Source organism: Arsenicicoccus bolidensis DSM 15745, assembly GCF_000426385.1.
Classification (GTDB): domain Bacteria; phylum Actinomycetota; class Actinomycetes; order Actinomycetales; family Dermatophilaceae; genus Arsenicicoccus; species Arsenicicoccus bolidensis.
Map to the genome: position 1 here is coordinate 75577 of NZ_AUFG01000007.1, position 24203 is coordinate 99779.

At 72.1% G+C, this 24203-nt stretch carries 23 protein-coding genes; 12 read left to right on the plus strand and 11 right to left on the minus strand.

The window, feature by feature from the left end; genetic code table 11:
• Positions 1-2565, minus strand: coding sequence for an ATP-dependent chaperone ClpB (gene clpB, locus K313_RS0105835; RefSeq protein WP_029210808.1), 2565 nt, complete (start codon positions 2563-2565; stop codon positions 1-3).
• Positions 2566-2798: 233 nt separating this feature from the next.
• On the opposite strand from clpB, the gene K313_RS0105840 reads away from it, so the two are divergent.
• The 5 genes from K313_RS0105840 to cls all read left to right on the plus strand — a co-directional run bounded on the left by K313_RS0105840 (position 2799) and on the right by cls (position 6691).
• On the plus strand, positions 2799-4034 hold the full coding sequence (locus K313_RS0105840) for an inorganic phosphate transporter (RefSeq protein ID WP_029210809.1): 1236 nt from the start codon (positions 2799-2801) through the stop codon (positions 4032-4034).
• Positions 4035-4046: 12 nt separating this feature from the next.
• Positions 4047-4352 (plus strand): hypothetical protein, encoded by a 306-nt coding sequence (locus tag K313_RS0105845; protein ID WP_034251975.1) that lies wholly within the window; start codon positions 4047-4049, stop codon positions 4350-4352.
• Between the two features lie 11 nt (positions 4353-4363).
• Positions 4364-4756: a DUF3349 domain-containing protein gene (locus K313_RS20195; RefSeq protein ID WP_029210811.1), complete on the plus strand. Its 393-nt coding sequence runs from the start codon at positions 4364-4366 to the stop codon at positions 4754-4756.
• Between the two features lie 39 nt (positions 4757-4795).
• Positions 4796-5107 (plus strand): DUF3349 domain-containing protein, encoded by a 312-nt coding sequence (locus K313_RS0105855; protein ID WP_019284998.1) that lies wholly within the window; start codon positions 4796-4798, stop codon positions 5105-5107.
• A gap of 87 nt (positions 5108-5194) precedes the next feature.
• The gene (gene cls, locus K313_RS0105860) at positions 5195-6691 is read left to right on the plus strand and encodes a cardiolipin synthase (protein WP_029210812.1); all 1497 of its coding nucleotides are present in this window, start codon (positions 5195-5197) and stop codon (positions 6689-6691) included.
• A gap of 27 nt (positions 6692-6718) precedes the next feature.
• Here the strand turns inward: cls and K313_RS24155 are convergent, their stop codons facing one another.
• Both K313_RS24155 and K313_RS24160 read right to left on the minus strand, forming a co-directional pair.
• Positions 6719-7276, minus strand: coding sequence for a hypothetical protein (locus K313_RS24155; protein WP_205621821.1), 558 nt, complete (start codon positions 7274-7276; stop codon positions 6719-6721).
• 64 nt (positions 7277-7340) lie between these two features.
• The gene (locus K313_RS24160) at positions 7341-8450 is read right to left on the minus strand and encodes a PHP domain-containing protein (RefSeq protein ID WP_205621822.1); all 1110 of its coding nucleotides are present in this window, start codon (positions 8448-8450) and stop codon (positions 7341-7343) included.
• Positions 8451-8599: 149 nt separating this feature from the next.
• Here K313_RS24160 and K313_RS0105870 point away from each other — a divergent pair, with 149 nt between their 5' ends.
• From K313_RS0105870 to K313_RS0105880, 3 genes are all read left to right on the plus strand, one after another.
• On the plus strand, positions 8600-9127 hold the full coding sequence (locus tag K313_RS0105870; protein ID WP_029210813.1) for an O-acetyl-ADP-ribose deacetylase: 528 nt from the start codon (positions 8600-8602) through the stop codon (positions 9125-9127).
• Positions 9124-9894: a carbon-nitrogen hydrolase family protein gene (locus tag K313_RS0105875; protein ID WP_029210814.1), complete on the plus strand. Its 771-nt coding sequence runs from the start codon at positions 9124-9126 to the stop codon at positions 9892-9894. Before K313_RS0105870 ends, K313_RS0105875 begins: the two co-directional genes overlap by 4 nt.
• Before the next feature lie 150 nt (positions 9895-10044).
• On the plus strand, positions 10045-11733 hold the full coding sequence (locus K313_RS0105880; RefSeq protein WP_029210815.1) for a substrate-binding domain-containing protein: 1689 nt from the start codon (positions 10045-10047) through the stop codon (positions 11731-11733).
• 3 nt (positions 11734-11736) lie between these two features.
• On the opposite strand, the gene K313_RS0105885 is transcribed toward K313_RS0105880, so the two are convergent.
• From K313_RS0105885 to K313_RS22915, 5 genes are all read right to left on the minus strand, one after another.
• Positions 11737-12201, minus strand: coding sequence for a heat shock protein transcriptional repressor HspR (locus K313_RS0105885; protein ID WP_029210816.1), 465 nt, complete (start codon positions 12199-12201; stop codon positions 11737-11739).
• Between the two features lie 4 nt (positions 12202-12205).
• Entirely contained in the window at positions 12206-13228 is a 1023-nt protein-coding gene (locus K313_RS0105890) for a DnaJ C-terminal domain-containing protein (protein WP_029210817.1), read from the minus strand.
• Positions 13229-13320: 92 nt separating this feature from the next.
• On the minus strand, positions 13321-14067 hold the full coding sequence (locus tag K313_RS0105895) for a nucleotide exchange factor GrpE (protein WP_029210818.1): 747 nt from the start codon (positions 14065-14067) through the stop codon (positions 13321-13323).
• Entirely contained in the window at positions 14067-15968 is a 1902-nt protein-coding gene (gene dnaK, locus K313_RS0105900) for a molecular chaperone DnaK (RefSeq protein WP_029210819.1), read from the minus strand. The genes K313_RS0105895 and dnaK overlap by 1 nt, the downstream gene beginning before the upstream one ends.
• Positions 15969-16124: 156 nt before the next feature.
• A complete protein-coding gene (locus K313_RS22915) occupies positions 16125-17354 on the minus strand; it encodes a DUF429 domain-containing protein (protein ID WP_029210820.1) in 1230 nt (409 codons plus the stop codon).
• 67 nt (positions 17355-17421) lie between these two features.
• Here K313_RS22915 and K313_RS0105910 point away from each other — a divergent pair, with 67 nt between their 5' ends.
• From K313_RS0105910 to K313_RS0105930, 4 genes are all read left to right on the plus strand, one after another.
• On the plus strand, positions 17422-18555 hold the full coding sequence (locus K313_RS0105910) for an FUSC family protein (protein ID WP_029210821.1): 1134 nt from the start codon (positions 17422-17424) through the stop codon (positions 18553-18555).
• A gap of 37 nt (positions 18556-18592) precedes the next feature.
• Entirely contained in the window at positions 18593-19330 is a 738-nt protein-coding gene (locus K313_RS24775) for a DUF3253 domain-containing protein (protein WP_313535013.1), read from the plus strand.
• A 98-nt stretch (positions 19331-19428) separates the two neighbouring features.
• Entirely contained in the window at positions 19429-21003 is a 1575-nt protein-coding gene (locus tag K313_RS0105925) for a SulP family inorganic anion transporter (RefSeq protein ID WP_029210824.1), read from the plus strand.
• Between the two features lie 113 nt (positions 21004-21116).
• Positions 21117-22103, plus strand: coding sequence for an aldo/keto reductase (locus K313_RS0105930; RefSeq protein WP_029210825.1), 987 nt, complete (start codon positions 21117-21119; stop codon positions 22101-22103).
• Positions 22104-22134: 31 nt separating this feature from the next.
• Here the strand turns inward: K313_RS0105930 and K313_RS0105935 are convergent, their stop codons facing one another.
• The 3 genes from K313_RS0105935 to K313_RS0105945 form a co-directional block, all read right to left on the minus strand.
• Positions 22135-23085 (minus strand): helix-turn-helix transcriptional regulator, encoded by a 951-nt coding sequence (locus K313_RS0105935; protein WP_029210826.1) that lies wholly within the window; start codon positions 23083-23085, stop codon positions 22135-22137.
• 24 nt (positions 23086-23109) lie between these two features.
• Positions 23110-23673, minus strand: a complete 564-nt coding sequence (locus tag K313_RS0105940) for a CGNR zinc finger domain-containing protein (protein WP_029210827.1) — start codon at positions 23671-23673, stop codon at positions 23110-23112.
• A gap of 112 nt (positions 23674-23785) precedes the next feature.
• Positions 23786-24127 (minus strand): VOC family protein, encoded by a 342-nt coding sequence (locus K313_RS0105945; protein WP_029210828.1) that lies wholly within the window; start codon positions 24125-24127, stop codon positions 23786-23788.
• Positions 24128-24203: the final 76 nt, after the last annotated feature.

A 24203-nucleotide genomic window follows, 5' to 3' on the forward strand; every position in this document is an offset into this window, starting at 1 on the left:
TCAGCGCAGGGTCAGCGCGTCGGCGCCACCGTCGCGGTCGACGACCACCGTCTGCCCGTCGCGGACGTCGCCGCCGAGCAGCGCCTTGGCGAGGCGGTCGCCGATCTCTCGCTGCACCAGCCGGCGCAGCGGACGGGCGCCGTAGGCCGGGTCGTAGCCGGTGAGGGCCAGCCACTCCCGCGCGGCCTCGGTGACCTCCAGGGTGATCCGCCGATCGGCCAGGCGACGGCCCATCTCGGCAACCTGCAGCTCGACGATGTGGCCGAGCTCCGCCATCGAGAGGGGGTCGAAGATCACGACCTCGTCGAGGCGGTTGAGGAACTCCGGCTTGAACGCGGTCCGCACGGTTGCCATGACGGCGTCGCGCTTGGCGGTCTCGTCCAGCGTCGGGTCGACGAGGAACTGCGACCCGAGGTTGGAGGTCATCACGAGGATGACATTGCGGAAGTCGACCGTCCGCCCCTGGCCGTCGGTGAGGCGACCGTCGTCGAGGACCTGCAGCAGGATGTCGAAGGTCTCCGGGTGGGCCTTCTCGACCTCGTCGAGCAGCACCACGCTGTAGGGACGACGCCGCACGGCCTCGGTCAGCTGGCCGCCCTCCTCGTAGCCGACGTAGCCGGGAGGTGCACCCACGAGGCGGGCCACCGAGTGCCGCTCGGAGTACTCCGACATGTCGATGCGGACCATGGCGCGCTCGTCGTCGAAGAGGAAGTCGGCGAGCGACTTGGCCAGCTCGGTCTTGCCGACACCGGTGGGGCCGAGGAAGAGGAAGGACCCGGTCGGACGGTCGGGATCCGCGACCCCGGCCCGCGAGCGCCGGACCGCGTCGGACACGGCCTGCACCGCGGCGGCCTGGCCGATCAGCCGCTCGCCGATGACCTCCTCCATGTGCAGCAGCTTCTCGGTCTCACCCTCGAGCAGACGGCCGGCGGGGATGCCGGTCCACGCGGAGATGACCTCGGCGATGGCGTCGGCGTCGACCTGCTCCTGCACCATCGGCCCACCCGTGGCGACCGCCGAGACGGCCGCCTCGGACTCGGCGGCCTGAGCCGCCTCGACCTCACGTTCGAGGCGGGGGATCTCGCCATACATGATCGGAGCCGCATCGTTGAGCCGGCCCTCGCGGACCATCATGTCCGCGCGCGAGCGTGCCTCGTCGAGCTGAGCCTTGAGCTCACCGACCCGGTTGAGGCCGGCCTTCTCGGCCTCCCAGCGGGCGTTGAGACCCGCGAGCTCCTCGCTGCGGTCGGCGATCTCCTTGCGGAGCCGCGCCAGCCGCTCGCGAGAGGCGTCGTCGGTCTCCTGCTCCAGGTGCAGCTCCTCCATCTTGAGGCGGTCGACCTGGCGGCGGAGCTCGTCGATCTCGACGGGCGAGGAGTCGATCTCCATGCGCAGCCGCGACGCCGCCTCGTCGACGAGGTCGATGGCCTTGTCGGGGAGCTTGCGGCCGGTGATGTAGCGGTCGGACAGCGCGGCCGCGGCCACGAGGGCCGAGTCGGAGATCGCGACCTTGTGGTGCGCCTCGTAGCGCTCCTTGAGCCCACGCAGGATCGCGACGGTGTCCTCGACGGACGGCTCGCCCACGAAGACCTGCTGGAAGCGCCGCTCCAGGGCCGAGTCCTTCTCGATGTTCTCGCGGTACTCGTCCAGGGTGGTCGCGCCGATGAGCCGCAGCTCGCCGCGGGCCAGGAGGGGCTTGAGCATGTTGCCCGCGTCCATGGACGAGTCGCCGGAGGCGCCGGCGCCCACGATCGTGTGGATCTCGTCGATGAAGGTGACGATCTCGCCGTCGGACTGGCGGATCTCGTCGAGGACGGCCTTGAGCCGCTCCTCGAACTCGCCGCGGTACTTGGCCCCGGCGACCATCGCACCGAGGTCGAGGGAGATGAGCCGCTTGTTGCGCAGGCTCTCCGGGACGTCCCCGGCGACGATGCGCTGGGCGAGGCCCTCGACGACGGCCGTCTTGCCGACGCCGGGGTCCCCGATGAGGACGGGGTTGTTCTTGGTGCGCCGGGACAGGACCTGCACGACGCGGCGGATCTCGGAGTCACGGCCGATGACCGGGTCGAGCTTGCCGTCGCGGGCCACCTGGGTCAGGTCCGTGCCGTACTTCTCGAGGGCCTCGAAGGTGCCCTCGGGCGTCGCGGACGTGACCTTGCGGCCGCCACGGACCTGGGGGATCTGCGCCTCGATCGCGTCGGGGTCGAGGCCGAAGCGTCCGGCGCGGGCGACCGCCGCCAGCAGCTGGTCGGTCGAGATGTAGGTGTCGCCCATCGCCGCGGCCGCGTTGCCGGCCTGCTGCAGGACGGACGCGGTGGCCTGGGAGGCCCCGGGGGTGCTGGTGGACCCGGACACGGTCGGGAGGCCGGCGAGCACCTGGGCGGCGGCGCGGCCCACGGCCTGCGGGTCGGCGCCGGACGCGGTGATCAGCGGTCCGGTGGTGGTGTCCTGCTGGCCGAGCAGGGCGAGCAGGAGGTGGGCGGGCTCCACCTGCGCGTGGTGCGCTGCGGTGGCGTCGTGCACGGCCGCGTTGACGGCCTCGGCCGACTTGGTGGTCAGCTCCATGTGGGGCGGCTCCTCTAGTGGGACGGACAAGGGGTGTATGCCGGAAGGCCCGGCCTCACCTGGTGCAACCTCGACAGAGTTGAGCCTATTCCGCTCAACCCTGAATGCGTCGGCCACCGAGCCGTTCCGACGGCCGAACATCGTGCGACATCAGGGTGAACAGCTGGTGACTGCACGCCGCGGCGTCAGGCCCCCGGTTCGCGGTCGTGGTTTCGCGCCGCACAATAGGTCCCGTGGACGTTTCCCTCATCCTCCTCGTGCTGGTGGTCATCACGGCTCTGGCCTTCGACTTCACCAACGGCTTCCACGACACCGGCAACGCGATGGCGACGTCCATCGCGACCGGTGCCCTCAAGCCCAAGACCGCGGTCGCCCTCTCCGGCATCCTCAACCTCATCGGCGCCTTCCTCAGCGTGGAGGTCGCCCTCACGGTCACCAACGCCGTCATCAAGATCCAGAACAAGGACGGGTCCCCGATCACGACCCTCATGGCCGACCACGGCCAGGCGCTCCTGCTCATCGTGCTGGCGGGCCTCATCGGCGGCATCGTCTGGAACCTCCTGACCTGGCTCCTCGGCCTGCCGTCCAGCTCGTCGCACGCGCTCTTCGGCGGCCTGATCGGCTCGACCATCGCCGCCATCGGCTGGGCCGGCGTCAAGTGGAACGGCGACGGCAGCAAGCTCGACGGCGTCGTCGGCAAGGTGATCATGCCGGCGCTCCTGTCGCCCGTGATCGCCGCCGTCATCGCGGCGTCCGGCACCTGGCTGATCTACAAGATCACCGAGGGCGTCAACGAGCGGTGGAAGGAGTCCGGCTTCCGCTGGGGCCAGATCGGCTCGGCCTCGCTCGTCTCCCTGGCCCACGGCACCAACGACGCGCAGAAGACCATGGGCGTCATCACCCTGGCCCTCATCGGCTACGGGTCCCACACCGACACCCACTCCGTGCCCTTCTGGGTCAAGTTCTCCTGCGCCGTCGCCATCGCGCTCGGCACCTACCTCGGCGGCTGGCGCATCATCCGCACGCTCGGCAAGGGTCTCGTCGAGATCGCCTCGCCGCAGGGCATGGCGGCCGAGTCGGCGTCGGCCGCCGTCATCCTCACCTCGAGCCACCTGGGCTTCGCGCTCTCGACGACGCACGTCGCCACCGGCTCGATCCTCGGCACCGGCATCGGCAAGAAGGGCGCCGAGGTCCGCTGGGGCGTCGCGGCCCGCATGGTCGCCGCCTGGCTCATCACCCTCCCCGCGGCGGCCGCCGTGGGGGCGATCATGTGGTTCATCGGCCACGCCCTCGGCGGGCTCCTCGGGGTCATCACGATCTTCGCCATCCTGTGCGGCCTCGCCGGCTACATGTACCACCGGTCCCGCCAGGCGCCGGTCGACCACAACAACGTCAACGACGAGTGGGACGCCTCCGGCGTGCCGGCCGAGACGGCCGACGCGCTCGCGTCCTGGCGCTCGGCTCGCTGAGAGGAGTTCGTCATGCTGCACAACCTCGGGCTGCTCTTCGACGCGGCGTGGAAGGTCCTGGCCGTCGGGCTGCTCCTCGGCGCCGGACTGCCTGCCCTGTTCGCCCTCGGGATCCGGTCCATGGCCTACGGCGTGGGAGGCGCGGCCGAGATCGACACCACGGCGTCGCCGCACCCGGTCGGCCGAGCCCTGGGCATCCTCTGCTTCGCCCTCGTGGCGGCAGCCGTCCTGCTCGGCATCACCATCATCGTGACGTCCGGCTTCGGCAAGTCCGTCAGCTTCGAGCACATCTTCCCCGTGCTCGTCGACAAGCACTGATCGCCTCCCCGATGACCACCAATCCCTTCACCCGACTCCTCGGCTGGTTGCGCGGCGGCTACCCCCAGGGCGTCCCGCAGTCGGACTACGTGGCACTCTTCGGCATCCTGCACCGCGACCTCACCGAGACCGAGGTGGCCGAGATCGCCGTCGCCCTCCGCAAGGACCGCGGCGTCCCCGACTCCGAGATCAGCCGCGAGGAGATCGCGGCCGGCATCCGCCGCGTCGCGATGGAGAAGCCCTCCGAGGAGGACATCGCCCGGGTGGCCGGCCGGCTCGCCGCTGGCGGGTGGCCGCTCGCGACGGGGGCGGCCGCGGCCGAGCCGGTCGCCCAGCACGACCCGCACGCCCAGCACGACCCGCACGACGACGCCGTCGGCAACCCGTCGCCCGGCAGCGGCTGAGGCCATGATGGAGAGCCCCCGATCTCTGAGGAACCGGCCATGACCTCGTTCATCGAGCGCGCGCTCAACTGGCTGCGCGCCGGCTACCCCGGCGGTGTCCCCGACACCGACTACCAACCCCTGCTCGCGCTGCTGCGCAGACGGCTGACCGACGACGAGGTCGACGAGCTCGGTCAGGAGCTGGTCCGTCGTGGCATGGTGCCGGCGGGCAAGATCGACGTGGGCGTCGGCATCACGAGGGTCATCGACGAGCTCCCCACCGAGGAGGAGATGCACCGCGTCGGCGAGCGCCTGCGCGAGGGCGGCTGGCCCGTCGACCTCGACGAGGCACGGCGACGCCGCGAGGAGTGACCCGCTGACGCAGACCCCACCCACCCCCCACCACCTCGCGTGCCAGACTCGGCACGCGAGGTGGTCCTGCGTCCGGAGGAGGTGAGCATGGACTGGTGGCTCGGCTGGTTCGCATGGTTCGACTGGCCACCCACGCCGGGCAACCTCAGCGTCGAGCTGCTGGTGCTGCTCGACCTGGCGTTCCGCGTGGTGGCGGCCTCGGTCGTGTCCAACAACCGCCGGCCCTCGAGCGCCGTGGCCTGGTTGCTCGCGATCTTCTTCATCCCGTTCCTCGGGCTCTTCGCGTTCATCCTCATCGGGTCGCCCAAGCTGCCCCGCCGCCGCCGCAACAAGCAGCGCCGCGTGTCGGAGGTGATCCTGCAGCGCACGGCCGACATGGACACCCAGGGGCCGGACTCGGCGCCGCCGTGGCTGGAGCCCCTCGCCCGGATGAACCGGCGACTCGGCGCCATGCCGATGGTCGCGGGGTCGGACGCCACCGTCGAGACGGACTACGTCCGGTCGCTGGAGATGATGGCCGAGGAGATCGACCTCGCCCGCGAGTACGTCCACGCCGAGTTCTACATCCTCAGCCTCGACGAGACGACGACACCGGTCTTCGCGGCCCTCGAGCGGGCCGTGGCCCGTGGGGTCGAGGTGCGGGTCCTGTTCGACCACCTGGCCTCCCTGCGGATCCCGGGCTACCGCCGGACGATCAAGCGCCTCGACGCCATGGGTGCCCAGTGGGCCCGGATGCTCCCGTTCACGCCGTTCAAGCGCGAGATCCTGCGCCCCGACCTGCGCAACCACCGCAAGCTGCTCATCATCGACGGCGCCGTGGGCTACATCGGCTCGCAGAACCTCATCGACGCGCGCTACGGCAAGCGGCGCAACCGCCGGCTCGGGCGCGAGTGGATCGACATCATGGCGCGCTTCACCGGACCGGTGGTGCTCGAGCTGGACGCGGTCTTTCGCACCGACTGGTACTCCGAGACCGACGAGCTCCTCGACGTCGGCTCCACGCAGGGGCTCCCGGAGGTGCGGGCGACCGGCGACCTCTACGCCCAGTGCGTGCCCAGCGGCCCGGGCTTCGAGGCCGAGAACAACCTCAAGCTGTTCAACGCCCTGATCTACAACGCCCTGCACTCGGTGCGCATGATCAGTCCCTACTTCGTGCCGGACGAGTCGCTGCTGATGGCGGTCACGACCGCGGCCCAGCAGGGGCTCAAGGTCGAGCTGTTCGTGTCGGAGCAGGGCGACCAGTTCCTGGTGCACCACGCCCAGCGGTCCTACTACGAGATCCTGCTGGACGCCGGCGTGGAGATCTGGATGTATCCCCAGCCCTACGTCCTGCACGCCAAGACCCTCACGGTCGACGGCCAGACCTCGGTCATCGGGTCGTCCAACCTGGACATGCGCTCGTTCACCCTCAACCTCGAGGTGTCGGCCCTCGTCGAGGGGCGCGAGTTCGCCCAGGACCTGGAGGCGTTCGAGGATCAGCTGCGGTCCCGCTCGCGCAGGCTGGACCTCGCGGAGTGGCGACGTCGGCCGTGGCACGAGCAGGTCGCGGACGGCTTCTGCCGCCTCACCTCCGCGCTCATGTGACCTGCCGTATGCCGGGGTGGAGAGGGCTCAGACCACGTCGACGAACACGGGGTTGGTGTAGAACCACGTGTCGGCCCAGGGGTTCCCGGCGTCCGGGGTCCCGTCGTGCGGGACCGGACCGTGGGGATCGACGGCGGCCCCGAGCGGGCCGACGCCGTGGCGGTTGCCGTCGCTGCCGCGCAGGCGCAGGTAGCCCGAGTGCTCCGCGACGAGCTCGAGGCGCAGCGTGACGGGTCCGCGGCGGCCGCCGGTGTCCCAGGTGCGCACCACGCGGGTGCCGGGCGCCCGCCAGGTGTCGCGGTCGGTCGCGGGCCCGGTGACCCTCCCCTGGATCACGTCCACGTGCGCGAGCTGCGGCAGGATCCCCCAGGCGTTGCGATAGGTCGTGGGGTGGATGGTGACCGTCAGGGTGATGCTGGAGCCGCGGCGGACGCGGATGCGGCCGCCGAGCGTGGCGCTGACCTGCCGGCCACCCGCATGGCCGCGACCGCGACCAGCTGGTCCGCCACCGGTGACCTCGACCTCGACGCGGTTGACCAGGTGCCCGTGGTCGACCCAGCTGCGGCCCTCGGGCAGGGCCTGCATGACGGCGCGGTAGCTGCGACGCTCGACGCCCGTGTGGTTGCGGCTGAACTTACCGGGCCAGTAGTCACCGCCCCCCTGGGGATCGGCGGTGGGGACGGGGTCGGGGCGACGGCCCAGGGTGTCGAAGGTCTCGCCGGGCGGGTACGCGCCGACCGTGGTGCGGTCGCGCGACTCGTTGTGGTGGTCGGAGTTGGTGGTGATCCAGTAGGGCCTGGCCCTCGGCCAGCAGGGAGTCCCAGAGGCCACCGACGACCGAGCTGGCCCAGTCGAAACCGCCCCTCGTGCGATAGGCCTCGAGCGGGTAGCCCGGCCAGGAGTAGGCCGAGGGCGCGTTCTCGTACTCCCCGCGCTGGTAGCCGGGCGCCCGGTTGGTCCCGAAGGCACCCGCCTGTGCCCCCGGGGCCCCCTCCATGCCGATCATGATCTCGGGGGCGGCGTCACGCCAGGCGCGCAGCTCGTGCGGCGAGTCGATGCCCAGCCGCAGCGGGTGGTTGGCGAGGACCAGCACGTCGTCGACGACGCCACGGCGCCGTTCGGCCGCGAGCCATCGCAGCGCCTCGACCGCCTTGGCCTCCCACTCGGCGACCTGCGGGGTCCCGGGGGTGGGCTTCTCCCACCGGTTGAGCTTGCCGTCCCACAGCCTCTCGAACTGGCGCAGCAGATCGGCGTCGTTGTCGCCGGGCGCGACCATGACGGTGCAGTACTCGGCCGCCGGGATGTACCACTCCAGGCCCTGGTAGATGAGCAGGTCGGGGTACTGGCGCCGCATCCGCTGCAGGTGGCGCTCCAGGTGCGCGCCCTTGTCGTGGTGCCCGACGTTGGAGTGCTCGGTGAACACCATCCAGTCGACGCCGAACTCGTGGGCCCGCGCGACCTGCGTCTCGACGAGGTACTTCGCGTCGTGCGAGAACACCGTGTGGACGTGGTGGTCGCCGACGAGCCAGTCGTAACGGTCGTGGCGCGGCCGCCGCCCGGCGGGTGCGGCACCGGCGTCCGGCGCCGCGAGGACCCCGGGCAGCAGACCGGCTCCGAGAGCCGCGGCCCCCGCGGCCCCCGCGGCCGTCAGGACGCTGCGACGGCTCGCACCCGTGGCGGTCGGGAGGGGCGTGACCGGCTCGTCCCAGACGTGGGGAAGCGGCTGATGGTCCTGATGGGGGGAGCCGTCGCGGCACATGTCACGGGCCTCTCTGCTGGCAGCGGGTTCTCCAGGACGCTAGGTGGCCCAGGCGTCCAGGCCGGCCCTGGACGGTGAACGCCGCGCGACCGCTGCGGGACGGGGTGGTTCCGGGGCCGCCCGGTGACCGCCGTCGTAGGCTGGGAGCCATGGCTGGCATCGAGATCGTGCAGGGCGACATCACCACCCAGGCGGTGGACGCGATCGTCAACGCCGCGAACTCCTCCCTCATGGGTGGCGGTGGCGTGGACGGGGCGATCCATCGCGCCGCGGGGCCCACGCTGCGCGAGGAGTGCCGTCACCTGCGGGCCACGGACTACCCCGAGGGCCTGCACGTCGGTGACGCCGTCGCCACGGGCGCGGGCGACCTGCCCTGCCGCTATGTCATCCACACCGTCGGCCCCAACCGGCACGAGGGACAGATCGACCCCCGGCTGCTGGCGTCGTGCTACACCCGCTCGCTGGACGTCGCGCAGCAGCTGGGCGTCCGGACGATCGCCTTCCCGGCGGTGAGCGCGGGCGCCTATGGCTGGAAGGTCGCCGACGTCGCGCGCATCGCCCTGACGACGGTCGCGGCTCACTCCCGGGACGGGATCGACCTGGTGCGGTTCGTGCCGTTCGACCCCACGTCCTACACCGCGTTCGAGGCCGCCTGCGTCGGGCTGGGGCGGTCGTGAGGCGCTGGCGCGTCGCGGCCGGGCAGCTCGCCAGCACCGACGACAAGCAGCACAACCTCGAGCAGGCCTGCCGCCTGGTGGCCGAGGCTGCGGAGGCCGGCGCCCGGCTGGTCGTCCTCCCCGAGGCGACGATGATGACCTTCGCCGTGCCGCTGGGCCCGCACGCGGAGCCCCTCGACGGCCCCTTCGCCGAGGCCCTGCGCGAGGCCGCGCGCACGCACGAGATCACCGTGGTGGCAGGGATGTTCGAGCCCGCCGACGACGGGCGGGTGCACAACACCCTCCTGCTCACGGGGCCGCACGCGGAGGCCACCTACCGCAAGGTGCACCTGTTCGACGCCTACACCACGACGGAGTCCGAGACGGTCGCTCCGGGGTCGGGCTACGTCAGCGTGGAGGTCGACGGCGTTCGCGTGGGGCTGGCGACCTGCTTCGACGTGCGGTTCCCCGACCAGTTCACCGAGCTGGGCCGGGCCGGCGTGGAGCTCGTGGCGCTGCCGGCGTCCTGGGGCGACGGTCCGGGCAAGGCACAGCAGTGGGACCTGCTGACGGCCGCGCGGGCGCACGACTCCCAGTCCTGGCTGGTGGCCGCCGGGCAGGCCTGGCGTGCCGACTCCGTCCGCAAGCCCCTCGGCATCGGGCGCAGCGCCGTCGTGGACCCCACGGGGGCCGTGCGGGCGCGACTCGGCGGGTCGCCGGACCTGCTGGTGGCCGACATCGACCTCGACCTGGTCGAGCGCACCCGGGCCCAGGTGCCGATCCTGTAGGGCCGAGCGGGTCGGACCGGCACACCCACGGTGACGGATTCGCCCTTCGCCATCACCCAGCGTATTTGGTTACGGCGCTTGGGCTTTCACCTGGGCACCTGAGGACGGGAACGCGGGCGCCGGCTCCTCCCCCTCGGCTACATTGCGGCCATGGGACGCCACTCTGCCCCTCGGACCATCCCCAAGGTCGCGGTCCTCGCCCTGCCCATCGCTGCCGTCATCGGCATCGCGGGGGCCGCCGCGTTGGTCAACGACGACTCACCTGGGGACGCCGCCGCAGGCTCGACGTCCCCGCGCACCGGCCTGTCGGCCTGCTCCTCGGTCACGCCGATGCGGGTCACCACCACCGAGGAGCTCGCGCCCGTGCTGGGCCAGGTGGCCCAGCGGCAGGAGACGCGCGGCGACGACTGCATCGACTACACCGTCGACGTGCAGAGCTCGTCCGTGACCGCGTCCGGTCTCATGAGCGGGGCGGACGACCGCACGCAGGTGTGGATCCCCGACTCCAGCCTGTGGGCCGAACGCGTCACGTCCGCGGCGCCCAGCACCAAGCTCGACATGGGGCCCGTCGTCGCGACGTCGCCGGTCGTCTTCGCCATACCGCGCGGCGCCGCCGGCACGGCGCGCCCCGGACCGCTCACGTGGTCCCAGCTGATCGCGCAGCGCGCCGTCCCCCTCAAGGTCGCGAGCCCGGAGCGGAGCACCCCGTCCCTGCTCGCCCTGCTCGGCGCCAAGCAGGCCGTCGCCTCCTCGCCGCAGGACGCCCGAGCGCTGCAGGGTCTCCTGCTGACCCTGTCCCGCAGCACGGTCGACGAGGCCGACCTGAGGCGACAGGCCCTGACGCCGGCCGCGTCCGCGCCTGCCTTCCCCACCTCCGAGCAGCAGCTCGCCCACCTCAACCAGGCCAACCCCAAGACGCCGCTGCGGGCGATGACCCCCAGCGACGCCACGCCCCAGCTCGACTACCGCATGGTGACCGTGGCCGGCAAGAACGCCCCGTCTGCGGCCGCCGTCGCCAAGCTGCAGGACGCCCTGGCCGACGCCCAGTCGGTCGACGCGCTCCGCAAGGCGGGGTTCCGGATCGGCGAGTCCGACGGCCCCGACCTCGCCGGTGTGCCCGCCAGCCTCCCCAAGGTCATATCGACACCGCGCGCCAGCGACGCCGACACCGCCCTGCGCACGTGGGTCACCATGTCCCGACAGACCCGCATGCTGGCGGTCATCGACACCTCCGAGTCGATGAAGAAGCCAGCGATCCCCGGCATGAACCGCCTCCAGCTCGCGTCCGGGGCCGCGCTCAAGGCCCTCGAGAAGTTCCCGCCGAGCAGCCAGATCGGCCTGTGGACCTTCGACCTCGCGCACGCCTCGCAGCCCAAGGACTGGGTCGAGCGGGTCCCGATCAGACGCATCGACGCGACGGCGGGACCCCTGACCCAGCGTGAGGCCCTCGCGCGCTCGGCGATGGGCCTGCAGTGGCAGCGCGCCAACGGCACCGCGGTCCACGACACGATCTGGGCGGGCTACCAGCAGCTGCAGCGCACCTACCAGCCGGACTACGCCAACGCTCTCGTGCTGCTGACGGACGGCAAGAACGAGGACCCCAGCTCCATCAGCGAGGCGCAGCTGATCGCCAACCTGAGGCAGGCCGGCAAGGACAGCGCCCGGCCGGTGCGGCTCGTGCTGATCGCGATCAGCCAGGACGCGGATCTCGGTGCGCTGCAGCGCATCGCGGCCGCGGTCCCCGACGGTCAGGCCTACGACGCCCGCCGGCCCGAGAACATCTACGCCATCATGCAGACCGCCCTGACGACGCGGGAGATCGCCGCGCCGGCCCAGTAGGCCTCAGCGCGGCGCGTCGGGGCGCCAGACGACCAGGGCCTGGCTGGTCGAGCGGGGGACCCGCGGACGCTGACCGGGTGGCATGGCCACGACGTCGCCGCGGCGACCCGCGGCGAACACACGGTGGCCGTACAACGCCTGAGGGCGCAGCTGCTCGACCTCGGACAGAGCGTCCGCGAGCCTCGCCTCGAGGGCGCTGACGTGGCTCTCGAGGTCGAGGATCCGCCGTATGCCGGCCAGGCTCACGCCCTCCTCCTGGGAGAGCCACTGCACCTCGCGCAGCTGGGCGACGTCACGCGCGCTGTAGCGCCGCCCGCCGCCCCCGGACCGCTTGGGCACGACGAGGCCGAGCCGGTCGTACTGCCGCAACGTCTGCGCGTGCATGCCCGCCAGCTGCGCCGCCACCGAGATCACGAAGATGGGTGCGTCGTCGTCGGGGACGAACTCGCGTCGCTCGCGGCCGGGCACGAGATCACGCCCTCGCGGCGCGGGCCCGCAGGTCGGCGCGGACGTCGGTCTCGGCGTCCTCCGCGGCCAGGACCTCGACGGCGGCCCGGGCCTCGTCGGTGAGCCGCTGCGGGACCACGACGTGCACGGTGACGATCAGGTCGCCGGTCGCTGACCTGGTGGCGATGCCGCGGCCCTTGACCCGCAGTCGCTGGCCGCTCTGGGTGCCGGCACCGAGCCTGACGCCGACGAGGTCGCCACCCAGGGTGGGCACCTTGATGGTGGCGCCCAGCGCCGCCTCCGCGAAGGTCACGGGGACCTCGACGGTCAGGTTGTCGCCGTCCCGGCCGAACACCTCGTGCGGGGTGACGGTGACGTTGAGGAAGAGGTCACCGCGGGGCGCCTGCGGGTCGCCGAGGCCGCCCTTGCCGCGGAGCCGGATGCGCTGGCCGTCCCTGACCCCTGCGGGGATCCGGGTGGTGATGCGCTCGCCGTCGGCGGCGGTCAGCGTGACGGTGTCGCCGCGCACCGCCTCGGGGAAGCCGATGGTGACGGTGGCCTCGACGTCGGCGCCGGGTCGCGGGCCGGTGGGGGCGCCATACGCGCCGTATCCCTGGCCGAAGGGGCTCTGGCCCCCTCCCCCGCCGAACATGCGCAGGAGGTCCTCCATGTCCGGCTGGCCGCCGCCCGGTCCGCCGCTCGTGGTGAACCGCATGCCGGGGCCGCCCGCGCCACCGCCGGTGAACAGGTTGCTGAAGACGTCCTCGAAGCCGCCGTTGCCGCCGGCCCCAGGAGCGAATCGCGCTCCGCCGTGGGCCATCTGGCGGATGGCGTCGTACTGCTTGCGCTGCTCGGCGTCGGAGAGGACCGCGTAGGCCTCGCCGATCTCCTTGAACCGCTGCTCGGCCGCGTCGTCACCGGGGTTCTGGTCCGGGTGCAGCTTGCGGGCGAGCTTGCGGTACTCGCGCTTGATGGTCGCCGCGTCGGCGTCCTCGGCCACGCCGAGCGTGGCGTAGAAGTCCTTCTCGAACCAGTCCTGACTGGCCATCGGCGACTCCTTCCATGGGTCGAAGGTGCTACGCAAAGGGGGTGGTGCCCGGCCGGCCCGCCAGTCGTGCTGGCGGGCCGGCGTGGGCGGTGCTACTGCGGGTCGGCGACCGAGACGCGGGCTGCGCGCAGCACGCGGTCGCCCTGCCGGTAGCCGGGTTGCAGGACCTGGACGACCGTCGTGGTGGTGGCTCCCTCGGGGAGCTCCGCCTGGACGTGCATCAGGGCCTCGTGCAGGGCCGGGTCGAACTCGTCTCCCGGCTCGCCGTAGGCCTCGAGGCCGAAGCGGCCGAGGGCCTGCTGCAGCTTGTCGGCGATCGACGCGAAGGGCGTGCCCTCGCCGAGGTCGCCGTGCTGGCGGGCCAGCGCGATCTCGTCCAGGACCGGCATGAGCGCCTCGATCACCGAGGCGGCGCCCAGGTCCTTGAGCAGGACCTTGTCGCGGTCGACACGCCGCTTGTAGTTGACGTACTCGGCCTGCAGGCGCTGCAGGTCGGCGAGCCGCTCGGCGGCCAGCACCGTGTCGGGGTGCTCGCCGTCGGCCTTGGCCCGCGCGGCCGCGGCGTCCGCCTCGGCCGCGCCGACCTCGGCCTCGTGCAGGGCCGACTCCTCGGCCGAGAACGGGTCCTGCGGCATGCCGCTCTGCTGGTCACCGGGCTCGTGCTGGTCTGACGGGTCGGACATCGGGGTCTCCCTGTCGTCGCTCGAGGTGGGTGCGGGGGTGTCGGGAGCCGGCTGGCGCACCTCGCCCGTGGCGGGGTCGATGCGTCGCTTGTCCCGGATCACCGGGCCGGTGGGCTCCCCCTCGGGAGAGCCCACGCGACCGGTGGTGTCGTCCATCACTTCTTGTCCGTGTCGTCGTCCACGACCTCGGCGTCGATGACGTCGTCATCGGCCTTGGCCTGGCCGGCGCCGGCAGCACCGCCCGCGGCACCCGCCGCGCCGGCTCCGGCAGTGCCCGCACCCGCGGCGCCCTCGTCGGACTGCTGCGCGTAGAGCGCGGCGCCGAGCTTCTGGGACTCCTCGGAGAGCGTGGTGGCCTTGGTGGAGATGTCCTCGGACGAGGTGCCCTCGGCGGCCAGCGCGTCCTTGAGGTCCTTCAGCGACTCGTCGACGGGCTTGCGGCCGTCCTCGGGAAGCTTGTCGGCGTTGTCGGCGAGGAACTTCTCGGTGGAGTAGACGAGCTGCTCGGCGTTGTTGCGAGCCTCGGCCTCCTCGCGCCGCTTCTTGTCCTCGTCGGCGTGCGCCTCGGCGTCCTTGACCATGCGGTCGATCTCGTCCTTGGACAGCGCGCTGCCGCCCGAGATCGTCATCGACTGCTCCTTGCCCGTGCCCTGGTCCTTGGCGGACACGTGCACGATGCCGTTGGCGTCGATGTCGAAGGTCACCTCGATCTTGGGCATGCCGCGGGGGGCCGGGGCGATGCCGGTGAGCTCGAAGGTGCCGAGACCCTTGTTCTGCTGGGCCAGCTCGCGCTCGCCCTGGAAGACCTGGATCAGCACGGACGGCTGGTTGTCGTCGGCCGTGGTGAAGACCTCGGAGCGCTTGGTCGGGATGGCCGTGTTGCGCTCGATGAGCTTGGTGAACAGCCCACCCTTGGTCTCGATGCCGAGGGACAGCGGCGTGACGTCGATCAGCAGGACGTCCTTGCGCTCGCCCTTGAGGACACCGGCCTGCAGGGACGCGCCCATGGCCACGACCTCGTCCGGGTTGACGCCCTTGTTGGGCTCCTTGCCCGTGAGCTCCTTGACCAGGTTGGACACGGCCGGCATACGGGTCGAGCCACCGACCAGGACGACGTGCGCGATGTCGCTGACCTTGATGCCCGCGTCCTTGATGACGTTGTGGAAGGGCTCCTTGGTCCGCTCGAGCAGGTCGGCGGTCATCTGCTCGAACTGCGTGCGCGTGAGCGTCTCGTCGAGGTGGATCGGGCCGTTCTCGCCCATCGAGAGGTACTGCAGGTTGATGTTGGTGCTGGTCGCGGTGGACAGCTCCTTCTTGGCCTGCTCGGCGGCGTCCTTGAGGCGCTGCATGGCGATCTTGTCCTTGGACAGGTCGACGCCGGTGTTGTTCTTGACCTGGGTCAGGAGGTGCTTGACGATCCGGTCGTCCCAGTCGTCGCCGCCGAGGCGGTTGTCGCCGTTGGTGGCGCGGACCTGGATGGTCGCGAAGCCGTCCTCGGCGTCCTTGCCCACCTCGAGGAGGGACACGTCGAAGGTGCCGCCGCCGAGGTCGAAGACGAGGATGAGCTCGTCCTCCTTGCCCTTGTCCAGGCCGTAGGCCAGCGCGGCCGCGGTCGGCTCGTTGACGATGCGCAGGACGTTGAGGCCCGCGATCTCGCCGGCCTCCTTGGTGGCCTGGCGCTCGGCGTCGTCGAAGTACGCCGGGACGGTGATGACCGCGTCCGTGACGGGCTCGCCGAGGTAGGACTCGGCGTCGCGCTTGAGCTTCATCAGCGTGCGGGCGCTGATCTCCTGCGCGGTGTAGTCCTTGCCGTCGATCTCCTGCTTCCAGTCCGTGCCCATGTGGCGCTTGACCGAGCGGATGGTGCGGTCGACGTTGGTGACGGCCTGGCGCTTGGCGATCTCGCCGACGAGCACCTCGCCGTTCTTGCTGAACGCCACGACCGACGGGGTCGTGCGACCGCCCTCGGCGTTGGCGATGATCTCCGGCTCGCCGCCCTCGAGGACGGAGACGGCGGAGTTGGTGGTGCCGAGGTCGATACCGACTGCACGTGCCATGTGTGGCTCTCCTTGTTGACTAGCGGATGTTGAGTCGTCAGCACTCAAGGTATGACCGCCTGCGATCCATGTGCAAGCTCGTGTCAGTGAACTTGAGTCTATCTGGCTCAACTCCGTCGGTCACGCCTTTGTTCCCCGACGTCGGCCGGCGAGGGGTCAGACCCAGATCGCGGCGTCGATGCCGTCGCTGAAGCGCTCGGGCCGAGCAGGATGGCGGACGGCCTCCCCGCGGACGACGCGCGCCGCGCTCCAGGCCGCGGCGGCGGAGTCGAGGACGTCGTCGGCACCGCGCCGACCGAGGTCGAGGTCCCGCGGCAGGTGGATCCCCTGGGCCAGGAGCAGTCCCTCGCGCTCGCGCAGCCCCTCGGGCGTCTTCTTGCTCGAGGCCAGCGGGGCGCCCGCCATGATCGCGAAGCACAGCTCGGGGTGCACCTCGACCACCGGCAGGGTCGGCCCCTCCCCGCGCACGTAGGCGTCGACGTCCAGGATGGCCCTGCGCATGGCATAGCTCTGCGCGGCCAGGCTGGTCCCGCCCGTGCGGGCGACGCTGATCCGGCGGGCCTCGGCATACGACTCGGCCGCCAGCGCGTCACGCACGGGGGTCGCAAAGACCGAGCCGGCGCGCGGGCCCAGCCGCCCGCGCACCTCGACGTCCGCCCTGCGGCGCCCGGTGTCCGGCAGGCCGATCGGCGCGTCGACCGCGACGAGCTCGACGTGCACAGCGCCGTGATCGACCCGGTCGATCACGGTCCGCAGGTCGGCCCCGGCCACGATCCGCACCGTCCCCGCGCCGGACACGGGCAGGAGCGCGCCGGTCCACCCGCCCCGGGCCCCGTCGACGCCGAGCACCCACCCGTCGTATGTCGGTCCGCCGCCCTCACGAGCAGGCGAGGTCTCGAGCCCCAGATCCCCGAGCACGCTCGACACGGCATCCTCGGGCGACACCGCGTGCCGGGGCGCGCGGACGTCGTCGCCGTCGACCGGCACCTCGTCGAACAACCGCAGCCCGTCCAGCAGCACCACCGGCACGCCGGTGCGCGCCGCGAGCGCGATCTCGCTGACCGTCCCCCAGCTGTGGCCCACCGCGACCACCGCGTCGCAGGCACGGACGAGCAGGGCGTTGCGCATCTCGCCGAGGCCGGTGGGGATGGTGACCGACAGGTGCGGGTTGGCGGCGGAGCGATCCTCGCCCGGCAGGAGCCCGAGGCTCGTCCCGCCCGCCTGCCCGCAGCCCAGCGCGGCGCCCGCCATCACGCCGCCGAGACCACCGGTGACGACGACCAGTCCCTGCTCGGCGAGCAGCCGGCCGACCGTGACTGCCTGCTGCACCTGCTCCGACGTGGCCGCACCCGGGCCGACGACACCGACATACCCTCGTGGTCGCACGCCCCCAGGATGGCATCCTGTCGACTTCCCGGGCGGCGCGCCCGACGCCGAACTACTCTCGACGGCGATGAGCTCGACCCGTCCTCCGCTCGACGACCCCGACCAGCCCAGCCGCCCCACCCGCAGGGAGCGCGTGCGCACCGTCGTCCGGCCCGCCCTGCAGGTCGACCGCGGTGCTGCTCAGCCCGCGGTCGCGGTGCCCTATGCCCTGGGCTTCGGCGCCGTCCTGCTCGCCGGGGTGCTGATGTCCGAGCCGTTGTTGGGCGTGGTCGCCGCGAGCGGCGCGATCAACGCCGGTGGTCTCGGCGTCGATCCGCAGATCGCGCGGCCTCGGCTCACCATGCTGGTGACCACAGCCGTCCTGTCGTCGTCGCTGTTCGTTGCCTGCCTCGTGTCCGACCACCCCCTGCTCGCGGTCCTGACCCTCGCCGCCATCGGCGCGGTCGTGGGGTTGCTCAGCCCGCGCGAGGGCCCGGGTCAGGTCGGGGTGCAGGCGGTGGTCGGCTTCCTCGCCATGGGCCAGCAGGCGACGCCCCTGCGGACGGCCCTGACCTATGCCGGCCTGGTCGCCGTGGGCGGGCTGGTGCAGGTCATGATCGGCACGCTCGTCGGGCCTCGGTCGCGACGCCGACGGAGCCGGGTCGCGGTCGTCCTGCGACGGGAGCTCCCCGGCCCGGAGAGGGCGGAGCCGGCGCCGCTGCCCGAGGTGCGCCGGGCGGTGTTCGACGACCTGCGACACCCCGGACCGGAGTCACGCTGGCATGCCCTGCGCCTGGGCCTCGGCCTGGGTGTCGCCGAGGCCCTCTCCCAGCTCCTGCTCCCCCTGCGCGGCTACTGGGTGCCCCTGACGGTGGTCAACGTGCTGCAACCTCGGCTGACCGACACGATCGCGCGGGGGCTGGACCGCCTGCTCGGCACCGCGGTCGGGGTGGCGGCGGGCGGCGGCGCCGTGGTCCTGGCGCGCCCCGAGGGAATGACCCTGCTGGCTCTCGGCACCCTGCTCGCCTGGGCGATGTTCGCCCTGCAGTCCGTCAACTACTTCTTCTACACGACGGCCCTGACCGCCTGGGTCGTGGTCTTCCTCGAGGTCATGGGGATCGGCGCGCAGGGCTCGGTCCCTCAGAGGCTCCTCGCCACGGCCGCCGGCGGGATCCTGTCGCTGGTCCTCGTGGTCCTGGTGCGTGGTCGCGGTCCGAGGTGAGCCCCCGCACCGCTCGGGAAGGACCTAGAGTGCCGGGGTGGCCGCGCCCGCACCAGCACCCACCGACGCCGAGCTGCGCGTCGACATCGTCGACCTGCTCGGCCGCCGGTCCGCGGACGTCACCATCTGCCCGTCCGAGGTCGCGCGCGGGCTCGGCGGCGAGGACTGGCGGGAGCTGATGCAGCCGACCCGGGATGCCGCCGCCCACCTCGCCGACGAGGGCGTGATCGAGGTGGTCCAGGGTGGCCGGCCGGTCGACGTGCGGACGGCCCGAGGCCCGGTGCGCCTGCGCCGTGGCCCGTCCTGGCCGGACGCCTCGCAGCCGCACGTGCAGGCGCAGTCCGAGGCACCAAGGACCCACTGGCTGCTGCCGATCGACCCGGCGGCGCACGCCGAGCACCAGCCGCCGGACTGGCGGACCCGTCCCGATGCCGGCCCGGTCTGGGAGGCGATCGGTCGCTCTCAGCAGATCGACCGCTGGTGCCTGCGCTCGGGATTCCGGACGATGCAAGCGGGCGACACGATCTGGGCCTATCTGTCGCGCCGCCAGGAGCTGTGCGCCGTCGGAACGGTCCGGGAGGTCGCGCAGGACGGCGGCGCCTGGCAGGTCCTTGTCCGCTGGGACGACGCCCGCACCGCCGCACTGGGACGAGACCCCTTGCCGCGCAGCACTTTCGGTCAGGTCCCGATGTCGACCTGCCGCGCCCGCGAGAGCGCAGCCAGGGTCCTGACGGAGCGCTACGACGCGCTCCCCGGCCCCCGGCATACGGCCTGAGCGGGGCAACCCTCACGTGGCGTCAAGGTAGGATCGCGAAGCCTCACCCCGCCGCAGCTGGCTTCACGCTGCGGCCCTTTTCATGGACGGAGCCATCCTTGGCCAGCACCACCCCCAGCGCCGCCGAGACCCGGGGCGGCGAACGGGGCTTCCCCCTCGTCCCCGACGCCGGCGACCGAGACACCTCGACGCTCGCCGCGCTGCGCGACCCCCGGCGGCTCAAGACCGAGGTGCTGGCCGGGCTCGTCGTCGCCCTGGCGCTCATCCCCGAGGCCATCTCGTTCTCGATCATCGCGGGCGTCGACCCCCGCATGGGGCTGTTCGCGTCGTTCACGATGGCCTGCACCATCGCGATCGTCGGTGGCCGTCCGGCGATGATCTCCGCCGCGACGGGCGCCGTCGCCCTGGTGATCGCCCCGGTCGCCAGGGATCACGGGATCGACTACTTCCTGGCCACGGTGCTGCTCGCCGGGGTGCTGCAGATCGTCCTCAGCCTGCTCGGCGTCGCCAGGCTCATGCGCTTCATCCCCCGCATGGTGATGGTCGGCTTCGTCAACGCCCTGGCGATCCTGATCTTCCTGGCCCAGCTCCCCCACCTGGTCGGCCCCTCCATCCCCCCGATCGTCTACCCCCTCGTCGCCCTCGGCATCGCGGTGCTGGTGCTCCTGCCTCGCGTCACGACCGCGGTCCCGGCGCCCCTGGTCGCCATCGTGCTGATCACCGCCCTCGTGCAGGTGACCGGGTGGCGCATGCCCACCGTCGGCGACCAGGGCGAGCTGCCGGACTCGCTGCCGACCCTGCTCCTGCCGAACGTCCCGCTCACCCTGCAGACCCTGCAGGTCATCGGGCCGTTCGCGCTCGCCATGGCGCTGGTCGGCCTCCTCGAGTCGCTCATGACCGCCACGCTCGTCGACGGGATCACCGACACTCACTCCGACAAGACCCGTGAGGGCTGGGGGCAGGGCGTGGCCAACATCGTCACCGGCCTCTTCGGCGGGATGGGCGGGTGCGCCATGATCGGCCAGACCATGATCAACGTGAAGTCCTCCGGCGCCCGCACCCGGATCTCGACCTTCCTCGCCGGGCTCTTCCTGCTCGGCCTGGTCGTGGGGGCCGGCCCCGCCGTCGCCCGGATCCCGATGGCGGTGCTCGTCGCGGTGATGATCATGGTCTCGGTCGCGACCTTCGACTGGCACAGCGTCGCCCCGTCCACGCTGCGCCGCATGCCGTGGAGCGAGACGATCGTCATGCTCGTCACCGTCGTCGTCACGGTCGCCACCCACAACCTGGCCTACGGCGTGATCGCCGGCGTCAACACGGCGTTCGTCGTGTTCGCGCGCCGCGTCGCGCACTTCTCCACGGTCGAGCGGGTGGCAGAGCCCGACGAGGACGCAGACGGCACGATCGACACCCGGGTCTACCGGGTCCACGGCGAGCTGTTCTTCGCCTCGAGCAACGACCTCGTCTACCAGTTCGACTATGCCGGCGACCCGGAGCACGTCGTCGTCGACCTGTCCGGGTCCCACGTCTGGGACGCCTCCACCGTCGCCGCCCTGGACGCCATCGAGGCGAAGTACGCCGCCAAGGGCAAGCGCGTGGAGATCGTCGGTCTCGACGCCGCCTCGGCGACCCGTCATGCCCAGCTGTCCGGCCACCTCGGCGCGGGCCACTGACGCGACCCCAGGCAGGCCCTGGGAGTACCCCCTCCCACCAGGGACTCCCCCTGCCCCTCTCGACCGGTGTGTGATGGACACATCCGAACCCGTCGACGAGCAGGAGGAATGCCATGCACACCAGGACCTTGGGGCAGGGACTCGAGGTGTCGGCCATCGGCCTCGGCGCCATGGGCATGTCCATGAGCTACGGCCCCAACCCGGGCGACCGTGACGAGATGATCGCGGTGCTGCGCTACGCCGTCGAGCACGGGGTCACGTTCATCGACACGGCCGAGGTCTACGGCCCCTACGTCAACGAGAAGCTCGTCGGCGACGCCATCGCACCGATGCGCGACCAGGTCGTCGTCGCCACGAAGTTCGGCTGGCGCATCGAGGACGGCCAGATGAAGGGCACGGACTCCAGCCCTGCCCAGATCCGCCGCGTAGCGGAGGGTTCCCTGCGGCGCCTCGGCGTCGAGGCGATCGACCTCTTCTACCAGCACCGCGTCGACCCGGACGTCCCCATCGAGGAGGTCGCCGGCACCGTCGCCGAGCTCGTCCAGGAGGGCAAGGTCAAGCACTTCGGCCTGTCCGAGGCCGGCGCCGACACCATCCGCCGCGCGCACGCCGTCCACCCCGTCACCGCCGTCCAGAGCGAGTACTCCCTCTGGACCCGCGATCCCGAGCCCGCCGTCCTGCCCGCGTGCGCCGAGCTGGGCATCGGGTTCGTGCCGTTCAGCCCCCTCGGCAAGGGCTTCCTGACGGGCACAGTCTCGGCCGACGCGACCTTCGGCGAGGGTGAGATCCGCGCTCGCGTGCCGCGGTTCGCGGCCGAGAACCTCGCGGCCAACCAGGCCCTCGTCGACCACGTCAAGGCGCTCGCGGAGCAGCGCGGTGCCACGCCGGGTCAGGTGGCCCTCGCCTGGCTGCTCGCGCAGCACCCCTTCATCGTGCCGATCCCCGGGACCCGTCGCCGCGAGCGCATCGACGAGAACGCCGGCTCCACCGCGGTGGCCCTGTCCGCGGACGACGTCGCCAACCTCGACGGGCTCGCGGAGCGCGTCGGCGTCGCCGGGGAGCGCTACGACGAGGCCGGGATGTCGATGGTCGGTCTCTGACCCCACCAGCGCGTATGCCGTCCCGCCCGCCTCAGTCCGCAGCCGCGGCGAGGCGGGCGGCCACGTCGCGGGCGGCCTGCCGCAGCTCGGGGCCACCGAGGATGCGCCAGGGATGAGGGATCTGGGCGAGGCGCTCGAGGACATACATCTCGGCGTTGCTGGTCGACCCGCGCAGCTCGCAGCCGCCCTCGACCGCGGTCAGCGTGCCGGAGACGGCGCCGACCCAGCGGGCGACCTCCTCGACGGGGGCGTCGAAGCGCACGTGCGTCGTCAGCTCCCAGCCCGCCCCGAGCGCCTCCTCCAGCGCGGCCACGGGGTCGAGATCGGCTGGGGCCGAGCAGGACTCGGCCGTCGCGGTCACGCGCGCCACCCGGTCGGCGCGCAGCGTGCGCGTGGCCTGGGCGTGGTGGGAGTGGCCGAGGAGGTACCACCGGCCGTGGCGCACCACGAGCGCCCACGGGTCCACGAGCCAGGTGTGGGTGCGGCCCGACTCGCTGCGGTAGTCCAGCTCGACCCGGCGCCCCTCGGCGATGGCGGCGACCAGCGCGCTGGTGACGGTCGACTCCGGCAGCGGGTCCGGACGACCCGCCCCGCTCGCGGTGTCGCGCACGACCGCCGCCTGCTGCCGCACCCGGGCCGGCAGCGCACGGATGACCTTGTCCAGCGCCTCGCGCCGGATGTCGGTCCCCTGCCGCTGCCCCGCCGTGGCCGACAGGACCGCCGTGACCAGGGCGATCGCCTCGTCCTCGGTGAACACGACGGGAGGGAGCCGGGCGCCGCGCCCCAACCGGTAGCCGCCATACGGCCCCCTGGAGGACTCGACCGGCACCCCCGCCTCGCGCAGCGTCAGGACATAGCGCCGCACCGCTCGCTCGGTGACGCCGAGCCGGTCGGCGAGCTGGGCAGCGGTGACCCCCGGCCGGTCCTGGATCGCCTCGAGCGCCAGGAGCGTCCGCACCAGCGGGGTCGCGCCGTCGTCCACGCCGCCAGCCTAGGTCGCGCGAGCTCACTGGTTGCGGTGGTAGAACGCGCGTCCCTTGGCGCGGTTGCCGCACAGCCCCATCGAGCACCACGACCGCGAGCGGTTGCGCGAGTGGTCGTAGAACGCCCAGCGACAGCTCGGCTCGCGGCAGGCCTTGAGCCGCGTCCAGGTACCGTCGGCGACGGCCGGTGGCACGGCGGCGACCAGGGTGGCCAGGGCCGCGTCGACGACCGACAGGCCGGGTCGAGGGACGAGCCGGGGCGCGGGCCCGCCGATGTCCAGCACGAGCGGCAGCTCCGCGACGAGCCCCGCGAGGTCGCTCCGCGCGTGAGGGTCCAGGTCGTCGGGACGGGGGCTGTCCACCGGCGGGGCGTTGTTCTCGGCGATCAGGGCCCGCAGACCCTCGCGCACCGAGGTCGCCCGGGTGAGCCCCGCCTCGTCGACTGTGACCCCGGCGGGGGCGAGGTCGCGTCCGGCCAGCCATGCCTGGAGCTGCTGGCGGGTGCTGAGCCCGTCCGCGTCCGGCCCTCGCGTGTTGATGAACTCCTCGATCAGGCTCAGCGGGTGGGGGGTGGCGGGCGATTCCATCCGTGAATTCTAACCGCCTATCGAGGTTGGTCGGCGCGCGACGACGGCTCCTCGACGCCTGTCCGGGCCTGGGTGTCCGGCGTGATGACCGTGAGGGCCAGGACCACCGCGGCTAGGAGGCGACCACGCAGAACTGGTTGCCGTCGGGATCGGCCAGGACGACCCACCCGTCGTCGTCGAACCTCTGCACCTCGGTGGCCCCGAGGTCGCGGATCCGGCCCACCTCGCCAGCCAGGTCGCCGGTGAACAGGTCCAGGTGCAGCCGGTTCTTGCCTGCTCGCGGCTCGGGCACGAGCTGCAGGGACAGACCCACGCCGCCCTTGCCCGGGTCCTCGAGATAGGTCGTGCCCTCGTCCGAGGACGCGACCTGGTAGCCGGTCACCGCCCGCCAGAAGGCGGTGCTGCCCGACAGGTCGTTCGTGTCCACGCACACGTTGCCGATGCTGATGCTCATGGCTCCTCTTCCCTCTCCCTTGACCAGTGATGCCATGACGCCAGTTTGATAACCGGCAAACGTCAATGGATAGTTA

Coding starts and splice junctions, on each gene's coding strand:
- dnaK (WP_029210819.1), bottom strand. CDS start 15,968: ATGGCACGTGCAGTCGGTATCGACCTCGGCACCACCAACTCCGCCGTC.
- cls (WP_029210812.1), top strand. CDS start 5,195: ATGGACTGGTGGCTCGGCTGGTTCGCATGGTTCGACTGGCCACCCACG.
- K313_RS24160 (WP_205621822.1), bottom strand. CDS start 8,450: ATGTGCCGCGACGGCTCCCCCCATCAGGACCATCAGCCGCTTCCCCAC.
- K313_RS0105855 (WP_019284998.1), top strand. CDS start 4,796: ATGACCTCGTTCATCGAGCGCGCGCTCAACTGGCTGCGCGCCGGCTAC.
- K313_RS0105880 (WP_029210815.1), top strand. CDS start 10,045: ATGGGACGCCACTCTGCCCCTCGGACCATCCCCAAGGTCGCGGTCCTC.
- K313_RS0105845 (WP_034251975.1), top strand. CDS start 4,047: ATGCTGCACAACCTCGGGCTGCTCTTCGACGCGGCGTGGAAGGTCCTG.
- clpB (WP_029210808.1), bottom strand. CDS start 2,565: ATGGAGCTGACCACCAAGTCGGCCGAGGCCGTCAACGCGGCCGTGCAC.
- K313_RS0105890 (WP_029210817.1), bottom strand. CDS start 13,228: ATGGCCAGTCAGGACTGGTTCGAGAAGGACTTCTACGCCACGCTCGGC.
- K313_RS0105930 (WP_029210825.1), top strand. CDS start 21,117: ATGCACACCAGGACCTTGGGGCAGGGACTCGAGGTGTCGGCCATCGGC.
- K313_RS0105940 (WP_029210827.1), bottom strand. CDS start 23,673: ATGGAATCGCCCGCCACCCCCCACCCGCTGAGCCTGATCGAGGAGTTC.
- K313_RS20195 (WP_029210811.1), top strand. CDS start 4,364: ATGACCACCAATCCCTTCACCCGACTCCTCGGCTGGTTGCGCGGCGGC.
- K313_RS0105870 (WP_029210813.1), top strand. CDS start 8,600: ATGGCTGGCATCGAGATCGTGCAGGGCGACATCACCACCCAGGCGGTG.
- K313_RS24155 (WP_205621821.1), bottom strand. CDS start 7,276: ATGCAGGCCCTGCCCGAGGGCCGCAGCTGGGTCGACCACGGGCACCTG.
- K313_RS0105895 (WP_029210818.1), bottom strand. CDS start 14,067: ATGGACGACACCACCGGTCGCGTGGGCTCTCCCGAGGGGGAGCCCACC.
- K313_RS0105910 (WP_029210821.1), top strand. CDS start 17,422: ATGAGCTCGACCCGTCCTCCGCTCGACGACCCCGACCAGCCCAGCCGC.
- K313_RS0105945 (WP_029210828.1), bottom strand. CDS start 24,127: ATGAGCATCAGCATCGGCAACGTGTGCGTGGACACGAACGACCTGTCG.